Origin of the sequence: Streptomyces stelliscabiei (assembly GCF_014873495.1) — a bacterium.
GTDB classification, from domain to species: Bacteria; Actinomycetota; Actinomycetes; order Streptomycetales; family Streptomycetaceae; genus Streptomyces; species Streptomyces bottropensis.
Genome location: NZ_JADBGF010000001.1, coordinates 10247148 through 10260062, shown reverse-complemented (window position 1 = coordinate 10260062; position 12915 = coordinate 10247148). Strand labels below are relative to the sequence as shown.

General features: G+C 67.5%; 10 protein-coding genes and 3 pseudogenes. 6 read left to right on the top strand and 7 right to left on the bottom strand.

Annotated elements, in window-relative coordinates; all coding sequences use genetic code 11:
- Positions 1–21 precede the first annotated feature (21 nt).
- Positions 22–876, bottom strand: coding sequence for an MBL fold metallo-hydrolase (locus H4687_RS44890; RefSeq protein ID WP_225967021.1), 855 nt, complete (start codon positions 874–876; stop codon positions 22–24).
- Positions 877–1097: 221 nt separating this feature from the next.
- Between H4687_RS44890 and H4687_RS44885 the strand changes: the two genes are divergently transcribed.
- Positions 1098–1748 (top strand): TetR/AcrR family transcriptional regulator, encoded by a 651-nt coding sequence (locus H4687_RS44885; protein WP_046916616.1) that lies wholly within the window; start codon positions 1098–1100, stop codon positions 1746–1748.
- 349 nt (positions 1749–2097) lie between these two features.
- Here H4687_RS44885 and H4687_RS44880 read toward each other — a convergent pair whose 3' ends face one another.
- The 3 genes from H4687_RS44880 to H4687_RS44870 form a co-directional block, all read right to left on the bottom strand.
- Complete coding sequence (locus H4687_RS44880; protein WP_046916617.1) at positions 2098–2664, bottom strand: Uma2 family endonuclease; 567 nt, start codon at positions 2662–2664, stop codon at positions 2098–2100.
- Between the two features lie 186 nt (positions 2665–2850).
- A complete protein-coding gene (locus tag H4687_RS44875) occupies positions 2851–3297 on the bottom strand; it encodes a hypothetical protein (protein WP_046916618.1) in 447 nt (148 codons plus the stop codon).
- A gap of 214 nt (positions 3298–3511) precedes the next feature.
- The gene (locus tag H4687_RS44870) at positions 3512–3811 is read right to left on the bottom strand and encodes a tetrahydrofolate dehydrogenase/cyclohydrolase catalytic domain-containing protein (RefSeq protein ID WP_199813419.1); all 300 of its coding nucleotides are present in this window, start codon (positions 3809–3811) and stop codon (positions 3512–3514) included.
- A 7-nt stretch (positions 3812–3818) separates the two neighbouring features.
- Between H4687_RS44870 and H4687_RS44865 the strand changes: the two are divergent.
- Positions 3819–4404 (top strand): annotated as a pseudogene (locus tag H4687_RS44865) (chorismate-binding protein); the annotation flags it as partial.
- A gap of 69 nt (positions 4405–4473) precedes the next feature.
- On the opposite strand, the pseudogene H4687_RS44860 reads toward H4687_RS44865, so the two are convergent.
- Both H4687_RS44860 and H4687_RS44855 read right to left on the bottom strand, forming a co-directional pair.
- A pseudogene (locus H4687_RS44860) lies at positions 4474–4602 on the bottom strand (4-hydroxyphenyl-beta-ketoacyl-CoA hydrolase); the annotation flags it as partial.
- Positions 4603–4750: 148 nt separating this feature from the next.
- Complete coding sequence (locus tag H4687_RS44855; RefSeq protein WP_192781791.1) at positions 4751–6193, bottom strand: non-reducing end alpha-L-arabinofuranosidase family hydrolase; 1443 nt, start codon at positions 6191–6193, stop codon at positions 4751–4753.
- Between the two features lie 604 nt (positions 6194–6797).
- On the opposite strand from H4687_RS44855, the gene H4687_RS44850 reads away from it, so the two are divergent.
- The 4 genes from H4687_RS44850 to H4687_RS44835 all read left to right on the top strand — a co-directional run bounded on the left by H4687_RS44850 (position 6798) and on the right by H4687_RS44835 (position 11312).
- Positions 6798–7085 carry a hypothetical protein gene (locus H4687_RS44850; RefSeq protein WP_192781790.1) on the top strand — a complete coding sequence of 96 codons (288 nt, stop codon included), beginning with the start codon at positions 6798–6800 and terminating at the stop codon, positions 7083–7085.
- Positions 7086–8159: 1074 nt separating this feature from the next.
- Complete coding sequence (locus tag H4687_RS44845) at positions 8160–9602, top strand: glycoside hydrolase family 43 protein (protein ID WP_225967019.1); 1443 nt, start codon at positions 8160–8162, stop codon at positions 9600–9602.
- A gap of 223 nt (positions 9603–9825) precedes the next feature.
- Positions 9826–10740, top strand: a complete 915-nt coding sequence (locus H4687_RS44840; RefSeq protein WP_225967018.1) for a protein-L-isoaspartate O-methyltransferase family protein — start codon at positions 9826–9828, stop codon at positions 10738–10740.
- Positions 10741–10874: 134 nt separating this feature from the next.
- Positions 10875–11312 (top strand): VOC family protein, encoded by a 438-nt coding sequence (locus tag H4687_RS44835; RefSeq protein WP_046913459.1) that lies wholly within the window; start codon positions 10875–10877, stop codon positions 11310–11312.
- A gap of 9 nt (positions 11313–11321) precedes the next feature.
- Here the strand turns inward: H4687_RS44835 and H4687_RS44830 are convergent.
- Positions 11322–12556 (bottom strand): annotated as a pseudogene (locus tag H4687_RS44830) (IS110 family transposase).
- Positions 12557–12915 lie beyond the last annotated feature (359 nt).

Here is a 12915-nt window from a genome sequence, read left to right as displayed (position 1 = left end):
TCGGCGGAGGGTGGGGCGTCGTCAGAGGCGGGGGCAGAGTTCGGCCATGCAGCCGAACAGCCCGGGGCCGTCGAGCGGGGGCAGGCTGGGGTCGAGCTCCCGGTAGACGGTGTGCACGTTGACGGCCAGGCGTTCACTCTCGTGCAGGTCCGCGAAGCGGCCGAGGCGGATGTCGCAGGCCGCGTCCATGACCGGCATACCGGCGGTGAACCGGGCGGTGGCCTGCTCATGGACGTATTCCAGGTAGTCGCGGATCTCACGGACCGCCTGTTTGGTGGTGACGGGGCCGTGGCCGGGCACGACGGTGTCCGCGTCGAGGCCCAGCAGCAGGTCGCAGGCAGCGAGCCAGTGGGCGAAGGGGCCGTGCCAGACGATCGGCGCTGCTCCGGCGAAGACGATGTCGCCGGTGTAGACGGTCCGGGCCTGCGGCACGTGCACGATCGTGTCGCTGGCGCTGTGCGCGGGTCCCACGTCGATGAGGCGGACCTCGGTGCCGCCGATGTCCAGGACTGTCTCGCCGTCGAAGATCCGGTTCGGGAGGGCGGGTTCGATGCCGGTGTAGTCGAAGCGGCCGAAGATCCGTCGCGCGAAGTGTCCGGCGGGGCTGTCCATGCCGGTCAGTGCCAGCATCTCGGCCGGACCCACCTGACGCATGTCGGCCACGGACCCGCGGGCCGCGATGATCTCGGCGTGGACCACGAGCTGGTTGCCGAACCAGTGGTCGCCGTTGCCGTGGGTGTTGACCACGGTGGCGATCGGCGCGGTGGCGGTCAGTGGCGTCAGCGCGTCGAGCATGTTCTTGGTCAGCCGCAGGTCGTAGAGGGTGTCGACGAGCAGTGACTCGCCCCCGCCGGTGATCAGCCCGGCGTTGCTCATGCCCCATCCGACAGTGTCCGCGATCCAGGCGTAACAGCCGTGTCCGAGCTCGACACAGCCTGTTCGGGATGCCACGGAAGCCACGTTGCCTCCTGTTTCGCCCCGCATCAGATAGCGAGACCTAGGTACATTATTGGACTGAGGTCCATCAATGGGTGACAATCTAAGAAGGTCGTGTGGTGGCGTCAATACCCGTGCAGCCATGTGCTGTACTGGAGGCCATGAAGATCCCGGAGGCCGGAGTCGAAGTCGTGCCCGCAGCGCCGCCCGCCGGACGGCGGGAACGCAAGCGACAGCAGGCGCGCGACCAGCTCTACGCCGCGGCGCTGCACCTGTTCGTCACCCAGGGGTACGAGGCGACGACCATGGACCAGATCGCCGAAACCGCCGACGTCGCCCGGGCCACCGTCTTCAACCACTTCTCACAGAAGGTCGGGTTCCTTGAAGAATGGGGAGTCCGCCGCCGCGCCCGCGTCAACGAGATCCTCGGCTCCCAGCACGCCGAGGACCTGCCGGTCGGCGACCGGCTGCGCCGTTACCTGAAGGCGATGGCCGACCTCAACGTCGCCTCCCGCGCCGAGACCACCGTCCTGATGGACGCCTCCGCGCGGTACGGCAGCCTTCTGCAGGATCGGTCTCTGGAAAACGAACTCGCCAGGATCGTCGAGCAAGGGCGGCAACGCGGGGAGATCAGGGCCGGCGTCGACCGCGATCAGGCCGGCCAACTGCTGGCCGCCTGCTACTTCTCAACGATCCTGCGCTGGATCCGCGAGGAACCGGCCCCCTTCGACCTGCACGAGCGCATCGCCGGGGCGCTCGACATCATCCTGCTGGGCCTTCTTGCCGACGAAACACATGCCGGGGAACCCTGACAGTTCTCCTCACCGCCGCCTTGAGGCAGAAGGCCGGTGGGCCCGTCGATAAAGCAAGCTTATGACTCCTGCGTGATCGTTCTGCGGAGAGAACATAAATGATCACGCAGGGCCCGGGCATCTTGCATCCAGGGCCAAGCCCCCCGGCCCAACACCTACTGTGACGTCCCATCCGTAGACCGAGCCACCGCACCGCTCAACTTCGAAGACCCGTATTCACCGGGCTCCGTCTGCTGACCAGCTTCGTGCAGAACAGGGTGGCGGTAGTCGCCGCACGGCTGGAGCCGGAGCAGGAACAGGGAGTCTCCTGGGACTACACAAAGCCACCCCATGCTGAGCAGCATGGGGGTCAGATCTGGCCGAGGTCGATCTCCACCAGGAAGGGGGCCGACGCTTTGAGGATGCCGATGAAGACGTCTCCGTCCCGGTAAGTTCTCGTCGCGGGGTCGAGAACGTAGGTGTACACGAGAGGAACGCCTGTCGCGGCCTGCTCGATCCGCCAGTAGAAGCCGATGCCTGCCTTGGCATACTGGTCGACCTTCACGATCCGGTCGGTGGTCTCCGAGCCTGGCGACACCACTTCCGCGACCAGCAGCACGTGCTCAGGGCGGGTGGGTGTGATGTCGATCGTTTCTGCGCGGTACACGACGACGTCCGGACGGCGATTGGTAAGTGGGACGTCCTGGAGCCGGACGTCGAAGTCCGTGTCGGCGTTCCACTCCGGGCCCGCAGCGCCATCCAGGGCGTTCGCCAGAATCCGGGCCAGACGGTTGTGCCGCTTGGACGCACTCGGACTCACAACGACCATCCCGTCCACGATCTCGATTCCGGCGCACTGTTCCTCGGACCAGGACTCGTACTCCTCCGCCGTGATCTGCTCATGCATCCACGCCGGCGTCATCATCTCGGCCGTCATGAAGCACCTCCCGAACACTGGACACTGTGCTGCGGGCCCGATCCCGCTGGACTCAGCGTACTGTCTGGCGTCCGATTGGCACGCTGCTCCCCGTCACTCCTCTCCCCGTCGTGGCCGAACCTGGGGAACGCCAGCGGGTCGTCACCTGGTTCCTCGGAAAAGGGGCGCAGCTGTGGCGCTCGGTAGTCAGGCACGGGACGTACGGATCTCCGCTTCAAGAACCGGCCGGCAGCTTTCGTGCAATTCAGCGAGGGTAGTAAGGATTCCCCGCTCCGCCTGCGCGGTGTCCTCGGCCTGGAGCCAGCCGCAGCAGGAGGCCGAGGCGAGGAAACCGTCCATGAAGACGACCTGCTCAACGACCGGATTCTCGCCGCCAAGTACGCGGTGCCGCATCAGGCCGCCCTCGACTCGCCCGTGCCACTTCACCTGCTCCCCCGAGCACGCTGCGCGCACCGCATCGGCGGGCGTCGGGTAGATCTGAGTGAACCAGCCGAAAATGTCGCGGTCTTCATCGGCCTCGAGTTCGTCGTACTCCTCGTCATAGAGGGATTCGTCGGCCTCAGCGACCGTCGCGGCCTGACCTGGTACGCGCTGCTTGCGCGCCTTCCGGTCCTTCTTGCGCTTCTTCGGCATGGTCCTCCGCTCCGATGGAAACCGGGCATGTCCTCTTGACGCACGGGGATGTCCGTCCGTTACCCGGTGGATGTCTCTGCAGCTGCCTCAGGAGGCGGCCCTGGGATCGGCGCTCTGACCTTCGCCGCGTTCCAATCCATGAGGAAACGGGCGGGCAACTCACGCCGGTCGATCACGCGGATCACGACGGGATCAATGGAGACGCCGTCCTCGCCTACGCGTTCGAGGAATCCTCGTGCGGTGAGCCGCTCGACGGCTTCGCAGATCTCGCCGTCAGTGAGGGTCGTCGTGAGCCCGTCGACGTCCTTGTGCAGGGGATGGCGTCGATCACGGCCGAAGCGTCGATCGCGGGCGGCAGCGGGAGTTGCACGAGGATGCCCGAGACGTTGGGGTCGGCGGCGAGTTCCGTCACTGTGGTCACCGTGGCGGGGAACCGTCGGTGGATGTCGACGAGGCCGACCTCGGCCGCCTGGCGGCGCTTGTCGTACGTAGACCTCCGAGGCGGGGTCGTCACCGACGAGGATCTGGTCCGCAACGACCTCGGCCGCGTCTGCGCCACCGGCAGCATGAGCGTGCCCGACCTGTGCGCAGTGGAGAACCATCCCGGCCTGGTCCACCTGGTCTCCACCGTGCGCGGCGAACTTCGCGAGAAGGCTGGTTGGCCGGAGCTGCTGGCTGCCGCTTTCCCGCCTGGTTCGGTCACCGGCGCACCCAAAGCCGAGCGCTCTGCGGATCATCGACACGCTGGAGACCGCGCCCCGGGGCCCGTACTGCGGCGGTATCGGCTGGGTCGACGCGGGCCGCGGCACGGGCGAGCTCGCGGTGGGCATTCGTACCTTCTGGATCTGCCGCACGGAAGAAGTGTTGCGTTTCGGCATGGGCGCGGGCATCACCTGGGGTTCGGACCTCAAGGCGGAGTGGCGGGAGACCGAACTGAAAGCGTCACGGCTGCTCGCAGTGGCATCAGGGGCGTACAAGGCGAGTACCACGAGCCATGAGGCTGTAAGGCGTGGTGATGGAAAAGCTCGCGGTTGGGGTCATGTGGACACCGAAGCCCTCGGTAATCGCCGGTGGGGTCGGCGAACTGGTTGGTCATCGATTGGGTGACGTCGATCCAGACTGGCGTCCAGCTGAGCGCCCTCCACTCCGGACAGGTCTTCCAGGAAATGGAGATGGTCATCGGGTGCCCTCTCGGTCGAGTCGTAGGGCCCGCACCGCGTTGTCCTTGAGGATCTTGGGGCGGACGTGGTCCTTGATGTCGAGCTTGGCGAAGTCGGCTCGCCACCGGTCGGGGGTGATCAGGGGGTGTGGCGGCGGGCTCGGCCTTGCACCGAGCCCGCCGCTCCAACTCCACCCGTTCCTGATCGCTCGCTGTGACGCTCACCCGGTTCGGCGTACGTCGTTGCCCGCGAGCGTCAGGAACACCGGAGCCGGACCTGTGTCACGCCACCGGCTAGCGCTGCAGCGTCAGCACACCCGGCCGGTACGGCAGGAGGCCGTAGTCCATGCCGTCGGTGCTGGGGTCGCGCCCTTGGTAGAGGAACTGGAGGTTGCAGGGGTCGATGGTCTTGGTCTGGTCGGGGTTGGTGCGAACCAGATCGCCGTGGCTGATGTCCCTGGTCCAGGCCGTCGCGCCGCTGTTGGCACTGCCGGCGAAGGGGTTGGTCACGGTGTCGGCCCCGGCCTGCGGTGTCCACGTGCCGTCGAGGCTGGTGGCCGTGAACGCGCGGAAGTAGCGGCCATACCCTGTGTAGTTCTGGGCCTCGACGATCATGAGGTACTGGTTCCGGCCCTGGACCTTGTAGACCTCCGGCGCCTCGAACAGGTTGAGCGCCGTGTCGCTCATGATCTTCGTGACCGAGCCGAAGGTGCCCGGGAAGTTACCGATGGGCATGCTTGCGCGATAGATGTCGCCCTCGTCGTTGGCGAAGAACATGTACATGTTCGTGTCGTCGCCGATGAGGGTCACGTCGAGGGGACCCCCCTTCGGGAGGGTGCCCGTGAACAGCTCCTGCTGCGGGCCCCAGCCGTTGGGGTTGGTGGGGTCACTCGAAGTGCGGTAGGAGAAGCTGTAGGGCCAACCCCCGTTGTAGGCGAGCACCCAGAGGTTCTTCGGGGCGAAGTAGAACAGCGTCGGCGCGATGCCGTCGAAGGGGATCGTGTTCTGGGTGGCGGTGGCCATGTCGGACCAGTTCGTGAAGGGGCTGAAGGTAGTCAGTCCCCAGCGCCCGTCGTCACCGGCGAGGGTGTTGTGCGTGGTGGCATAGACGACGTGCTTGCCGTTGGAGACGACGCTGGTGAAGTCCTTGAGCGAGGCCCAGCCCGCCTTCGGCTCCGCCAGCGGGCCGGTCGATGTCCAGCGGTACGTCGACGGAAGAGCACACATGTTGTTCGCCCCTGACAGACCGGTCCACTTCTGGTTGGCGCCGCCGTGGCACGACCAGAGCCGCACCTCCGTGCCGTTGGTCTTGCCCCAGCCCGAGGCCTCCAGGCACAGCCCGGACCGCACGCCGACGATCGTGCCGTCGGGGTTCACCCGCCACTGCTGGTTGTCACTGCCGTTGCACGTCCAGATCTGCACCGGGGTCCCGGCCGTGGTGGCACCGCCCCGGGCATCCAGGCACTTGTTGCCGTACACGGTCAGCTGGCTGCTGTCCGTCAACGTCCACTGCTGGTTGACTCCACCGTGGCAGTCCCAGATGTGCACGTTCGCGCCGTCGGTCTGGCTGAAGCCCGCCACATCGAGACACCGGCCGGAATCGACACCGCGCACGTCACTGGTGGTGGCCGCCTGAGCCGGGCCGGCGACGAGCAGCGCCGCCAACGCGGCCAGGGCCGCAACCACGGCGGCGAGCACCGCGGACGGGCGTCTGCGGTTGGAACTACGTCTGCGCATAAGGACCTCGTCATCCTTGAGCAAGCGGTTCCGGTCTTCCCCGTCAGGGGCTGCCGGGATGCCGTCGTCCGATATATCGAACATAGGTCGAAGTGTCGATCGGGAGAATGCTAGATATCCCATGAATGACGTCAATACTTCGCGCAAGATCCGCGAGCAGAAACGTTCACAGGCTGAAACCAGGCGGCTCCAAGTCCCTTGGTTGCAAGGGACTTGGACGCGAGGGCAGGCAGCGGTGCGGGCGCGGGCTTGGACAGGCACCGTTGCAGTACTGGTTGCCGCCGCTCCCGAAAAGGTTGCTGCCCGACCCAAGCTGAAGGCGTGAGGGGCAGCGGGTGCAGGCGGGTGCGTTCGACCGTCTAGCGCGGAGGCCGGTGCCCCGCCTGTCTCGCGGTGGACGCGGGTGTTGACCTGCCGCCAGAAGATCGCGCAGGCCCCGCGGAGTTCGGCGAAGCTGCTGTGCTTCTCCCGCGGGTTCGCGGAGGTCGGGATCAGGTCCGTCTTCGCGATACGGACGGTGGCCTCCCTGCCCCCACTTGGACTCGGGGCCCAACGGGACGCAGGCGGGCACTTGCAGGCCGCAGTGGCGCCCTGCGGCCACAACTTGAGGAGACGGACCGCGATCCCGGCGACCCGGTCGATGGTCATCGTCTTCTCGTTGCCGGTGAGGAGACAGGTCAGTGCCCCGCCGATCGCCCGCGAAGTGGAGTCGATGCACGAGATCATCGCGGGCAGGGTCCGGTCCCAGACCGGGATCACCACCCGCAAGCGGGACCACGCCGGCCACGCCGGCCACGCCGGCCACGCCGGCCACGCGCAGAACAACGGCGTCTCGCGTTCGCTTCCACCGCCCGGACCAGGCACTTTCGGGCCCCATCCCCAGTCGAACTGAAACCAGGGACCGGGCTCGGCGATCCACGGCCGGTAAGTACGACGGTGGCCGCCCGCCACCGTCCCCTTCGCTCGCGCGACCGCCCGCCGCGTCGTCCGCTCGTCCCCGGTGAACCCCAGTAACTGGAGGCGTGCGTGGAGCTTGTCGCTCGCACCGCGTGCTGCGACCGGTCGACCCACTCCTCAATCTTCGGCATGAACGGGTCGATCAAGGATCTTGTGCTGTCCGCTCTCAACTCCTAGGATCCAAGCCGTCCGAAGGATCGGTTCACGTTCGCAATTCCGAACACATCTCGGCCCGCAGCGGCTCGCGCATGGTGCACATGCCGGGCATGACAGCACCCCCATCATCCGTACCAGTCAGGCTCTCCCCCACACGCCAAGTGCCGGACCTGGAAGGGTGCACCCGGCATTCGTGCGGCGAGCCCCGATCACCTCCTGGAGCCTGGCGCGGCCTGCCCGTCGTCCAACTCGTAGGCCGTGCCTGGGGCACGTCGTACCCCAGCCCCGCCCTGCCGCCCCCACCCCGCCAGGTCACCCCGCTGACCGGAAGGGAACCACAATCCGGACCACGACAAGTGGTCCGTCAACAACGGCCTGACCCTGTGCACCACGACCGACACCAACCACCTGTACCGGGCCCGCAATACCCTCACGCACCGGATTCAGGGACCCACCTGCACCGCGACCATCCAGCTGGACGACGCGACGATCCGCGACGGGCAGCAATTGGAACACCACCGGCACCGAAACGCGAGCGCCAACGCCACGGGCGGTCACATCCGGCTGCGCGCGGCCGCCGACATCCGCCCCGGCACCTCCCGCCCGGGACCCCTCTCCCACAGCACCGACGGCACCAACTCACCCTCCTGGGGCCCGCGTTCACCAAGGGCCACACCTGGCAGTTCTTCACGGGCCACCGCTTCGCCCTTTCCAACCATGCCGCGCAGACACTCGGCATCTCCGTCCACATCGCACGGTTCGCGCCGACCACACCCCGAGCGCAGCAACGCCCCTCCCCCGCACCTGACCAGCTGCTCAGTCCCCGACCCGCAGCACCAGAAAGGACCACACCATGGCCAGTACCACCGTCCACAGGCCAACGGCTCACCCGACCGCAGGGAGATCACCCGCCACCGGTACGAGACTCGCCCGGGCAACCTGGGGGCTGATCCTCATATTGGCGTTCGCCGTCCTTCCCGTCGTGGTGCATCCCACCGCGGCCAGGGCCGACAACCCGATCGTGCAGAACGTCTACACCGCCGACCCTGCCCCGCTGGTGTACAACGGGCGGGTCTACCTCTACACCGGGCACGACGAGGACGGCTCCACCTCCTTCGTGATGAAGGACTGGCGGGTGTGGTCCTCCGCCGACATGGTCAACTGGACCGACCACGGCTCGCCGCTCAGCCTGGCCACCTTCAGCTGGGCGTCCGCCGACGCGTGGGCGGGCCAGGCCGTGGAACGGGGTGGCAAGTTCTACTGGTATGTGCCGGTGACGGCCCGGGCGACCGGCCGGATGGCCATCGGCGTGGCGGTGTCGGACAGCCCCACCGGCCCGTTCCGGGACGCCCTCGGCCACCCGCTGGTGGAGAACAGTGAGATCGATCCGACCGTCTTCATCGACGACGACGGCCAGGCCTACCTGTACTGGGGCAACCCGAACCTGTGGTACGTCAAGCTGAACGCGGACATGACGTCCTACGCAGGCAGCCCCGTCCAAATCCCGCTCACCACCGCGGGCTTCGGAACCCGCACCGACAACCCCGACCGTCCCACGCTGTACGAAGAAGCACCCTGGGTCTACAAGCGCAACGGCCTGTACTACCTGGTGTACGCGGCCAGGTGCTGCTCGGAGTTCATCGCCTACTCCACGGCACCCAGCCCGACCGGGCCGTGGACCTACCGTGGAACAGTCATGCCCGCCCAGGGCAACAGCTTCACCAACCACTCGGGCATCGTGGACTTTCAGGGCAACTCGTACTTCTTCTACCAAAACGGCGCCCTCCCGGGCGGCGGCAACTTCACCCGCTCAGTCGCGGTGGAGAAGTTCTCCTACAACCCTGACGGAACGATCCCTACGATCAACATGACGAACACCGGTGCACCCCAGGTCGGTGCGCTTGACCCATACGTACGCCAGGAAGCCGAGACGATCGCCTGGGGTTCCGGGATCGAGACCGAATGGACCAGTGACGGCGGAATGGACGTCGGCTGGATCGAAAACGGCGACTCCATCAAGGTCAAGGGCGTGGCCTTCGGGGCCGGCGCGGCCTCCTTCACCGCGCGCGTGGCCTCCGCCGCCGGCGGCGGCACCGTCGAGCTGCGCCTGGGCAGTCCGAGTGGGACGGTCGTGGGCCGGTGCAGTGTGCCGAACACCGGCGGCTGGCAGGCCTGGACCACGGTGACCTGCCCAGTGAGCGGCGCGACGGGAACCCAGGACCTCTACCTGCAGTTCACCGGCGGCAGCGGCTACTTGTTCAATGTCAACTGGTGGCAGTTCACCCGCGCCGCGTAACCTCACCGCGTTGACTTGCTCCTCGCGCTGAGGCCCGAGGAATCCGGGCTTCCCGCTTCGTCGCGCTGTGCCGGGACGGGTCCTGGTCTGACCTGCGCTCCACAGGCTGTAACCGCCAGTCCGGCGGCCGTCTTCACGTCCTCCCGCCGACGTCCCCCGCCTGACATCACCGCCGCCCTGACGGCGGCGCGGCGCGGTGGACCCGGCTGCCGCGCGCAGGGCGATGGTGGCTGAGCTGGAGGCGAGGGACGGGCTGCGGCCCGGACCGGTGCGTGATGCGCTGCTGACACTGCCGCGCGAGGTCCTGATGCCACAGGCGTACGTGCGACGCGGCGCGCCGGGCGAGGAGCCGCCGCGGTGGGATCTGCTGGACTGGTCGGCGCCGCAGGACCGCCCCGGGTTGCTCGGGCTGCTGTACGGCGGGGGCAGTGTGCTCGTCCAGCACGGCGGGGAGCCGCTGTTGGGCCGGGCCGGTGGGTCGCGCTCGGGAGCGTCGATCACGTCGATGTCGACGGTGATGGGCCTGACCGCCTCCCTGCTGGAGGAGCTTGAACTGCGCCCCGGGCAGCGAGTGCTGGACGTCGGCACCGGTGCGGGGGCGACCGCCGCAGTCGCGTGCGAAATCTGCGGCGACCGTGGAGTGGTCACCCTCGACCGGGACCGGCATCTCACCGACGCGGCCGCGGTCCGGCTGGCCGACCTGGGCTTCCGGCCGCAGATCGTGTGCGGCTCGGGCGAACAGGGAGTGGCCGGGGCGGAGTTCGACTGCATCTTCGTGTCGTACGCGATGGAGCACGTACCGACAGCGCTCGTCGAGCAGCTCGCTCCCGGCGGCCGGCTCCTCGTACACCTCACCAGCGCGTCTCCGTCGTGGCCGGGCCTCGCCGTCGTGGAGCGCACTGCCGGCGGGCGGATCGCAGCGGAGCTGCGGGCCGTGGAGTTCGCGCACCGGGCCGGGCACGGCATGGAGCGGATCTGGCTGAGCGGGGAGTTCCGCCGGCGCATCAACGCCGAGCCGGGCACCTGGACTCAGCGGAGCATGCTGGCGCCGCCGGCCGATGCCGACCGGGGCCTGTGGCTGGCCGCGGACCATCTCCTCGGCGGGCTGGTGAGGGACTTCGGCGCCGGCACCTGGTGATCGGCGCGCCCGGCTGCGGCTGACCTATCGCAGCGATTCCTAATGCCGTTCGTCAAGCCGCGGGGTATGCACGAGGCGGGGGCAAGGAGGTGTCGGAGCGCGGTAGTGTCCGTTTCTCCGACTAGGGAGGGCTCATGGCGACCAAGTGGAGCTTGACGATCGACTGCGCGCACCCGGGGAAGCTGGCCGCGTTCTGGGCGCTGGCGCTGGGCTATGCGGAGAAGCCCGCGCCCGCAGGGTTCGGGAGCTGGGAGGAGTGGTTCTCACATCATGAGGTTCCGGAGGACGAGTGGGATGACGGGGCGTACCTCTCGGATCCGGACGGCGCAGGCCCCACCTTGTCCTTCTTGAAGGTGCCGGAGCCGAAGGTGGTAAAGAACCGGCTGCACATTGACGTGCAAGTCGGTGGCGGCCGCGAAACACCGTGGGAGGTGCGCTGGCCGCGCGTGGTCGAAGCGGTGGAGCGGTTGACTGCTGCGGGCGCGACCGTGGTCCGCGAGGACGAGTTGCAGGGCAGGCCGGATCACGTGGTGATGGCAGACCCGGAAGGTAACGAGTTTTGCCTGGTCTGACGGGGGCCGTCAGACTGGCTGGCCCGCGTGCAGCGGGTCGCGTTCTTTCCTACACGCGGCAGCCCTTGCCAGTGGAGCTGGCTCGTAGCACCGGCCGTCGCGCAGGAGGGCCCACAGGACATTGACGCGCCGACGAGCGAGGGCCAGAACGGCCTGGGTATGGCGCTTGCCTTCGGCGCGTTTGCGATCGTAGAAACGACGGGATTCCTCGCAGTGGCGGATGCTGAACAATGCCGAGGTGTAGAAAACCCGTTGGAGTCGGCGGTTGTATCGCTGCGGGCGCCGCAGGTTCCCGCTGATCTTCCCGGAGTCCCGTGGTGCTGGGGCGACACCGCCGAAGCCAGCGAGCCGGTCGGGAGTGCCGAAGGCGCTCATGTCGCCGCCGGTGGCGGCCAGGAACTCGGCACCGAGGATGATGCCCAGACCCGGCATGCTGGTGATCACGTCGAAGTGGTGGTGCTCGCGAAATCGGGCCTCGATGAGCTTGTCGATCTCGGCAACCTGCTGGTTGAGGTTCATCACCTCCTTCGCCAGGGTGTGCACCATCCGGGCGGTCAGCTTCTCGCCCGGCAGGCTGGTGTGCTGGCGCTCGGCGGCCTCGAAGGCAGTCTCGGCCAGCTGGTCGGCGCGGTGGACCTTTCGGTTGCGGAGCCACGTCTCCAGCCTCTTGCGGCCGATCCGGCGGAAGGCAGCCGGCGTTTGATAGCCGGTCAGCAAGACGAGCGGGCCGGTGTTGGTGACGTCGAGCGCACGCTCCAGACCGGGAAAGATACCGGTGAGGTGGGCACGGAGCCGGTTGACGGTGCGGGTGCGGTCGGCGACCAAGTCCATGCGCCGACCGGTGAGGATCTTCAGATCGATGACAGTCTCGTCGCCAGCCCGTAAAGGATTGCAGATCACGGCGGATACGAGCCTGATCGGCAATAACAGCGGCGTCCTTGGCGTCGGTCTTGCCTTCGCCGCGGTAGCCCTCGGATGCACGGTGAATGGCCCGGCCGGAGAGATAGAGGGCCTGACTGATCGTGGTTGAGGAGGATCGCGATCGCGAGGGCGGCTCCGCCGTCGGCCAGGTCGATGCCCCAGGTCACGTTGTCGCCCAGGGCCAGGACGTCGGTGAGGAGTTGGAGGAGTTCGGGTTCGTCGTTGGCGACGCGTCGCGACAGCAGCCGACGGCCGCTCTCGTCGATGGCCACACAGTGGTGATGGGTCTTACCTGCGTCGATGCCGGCCCAGATCGCGGCCATGTGGTGCCTCCGTGCGGTGGGGTGCTGGTGCCTCCCGACGGACGACCTCGCTGTCGATTCCCTACGGAGCGATCATTCGCAATTCCTAATTGGCAGCCGAGTCGTCGTGGGACGTCGGGCGGCCAATCAATGCCAGCCACAAGCGGCAGAAGGTTGAAAGCCACACCCGAAGTCCCTGGGTGGATGAACCATGCGAAGGGCTCGCCCGGTCCCGCAGAACAACGTAGGGAAGGTTGAGCGATCTTGCCGGACGCATATCGCATTATTCGGGGTCAATGCCGCTTCGACTCGAGGCCGGATTCGTGGTGGGCCTCGCCCGGGCCACCCCAGTGCAGGCCATCACTGCTGTAGTCGTGGCG

Coding starts and splice junctions, on each gene's coding strand:
- H4687_RS44890 (WP_225967021.1), bottom strand. CDS start 876: ATGAGCAACGCCGGGCTGATCACCGGCGGGGGCGAGTCACTGCTCGTC.
- H4687_RS44885 (WP_046916616.1), top strand. CDS start 1,098: ATGAAGATCCCGGAGGCCGGAGTCGAAGTCGTGCCCGCAGCGCCGCCC.
- H4687_RS44880 (WP_046916617.1), bottom strand. CDS start 2,664: ATGACGGCCGAGATGATGACGCCGGCGTGGATGCATGAGCAGATCACG.
- H4687_RS44875 (WP_046916618.1), bottom strand. CDS start 3,297: ATGCCGAAGAAGCGCAAGAAGGACCGGAAGGCGCGCAAGCAGCGCGTA.
- H4687_RS44855 (WP_192781791.1), bottom strand. CDS start 6,193: ATGCGCAGACGTAGTTCCAACCGCAGACGCCCGTCCGCGGTGCTCGCC.
- H4687_RS44845 (WP_225967019.1), top strand. CDS start 8,160: ATGGCCAGTACCACCGTCCACAGGCCAACGGCTCACCCGACCGCAGGG.
- H4687_RS44840 (WP_225967018.1), top strand. CDS start 9,826: ATGGTGGCTGAGCTGGAGGCGAGGGACGGGCTGCGGCCCGGACCGGTG.
- H4687_RS44835 (WP_046913459.1), top strand. CDS start 10,875: ATGGCGACCAAGTGGAGCTTGACGATCGACTGCGCGCACCCGGGGAAG.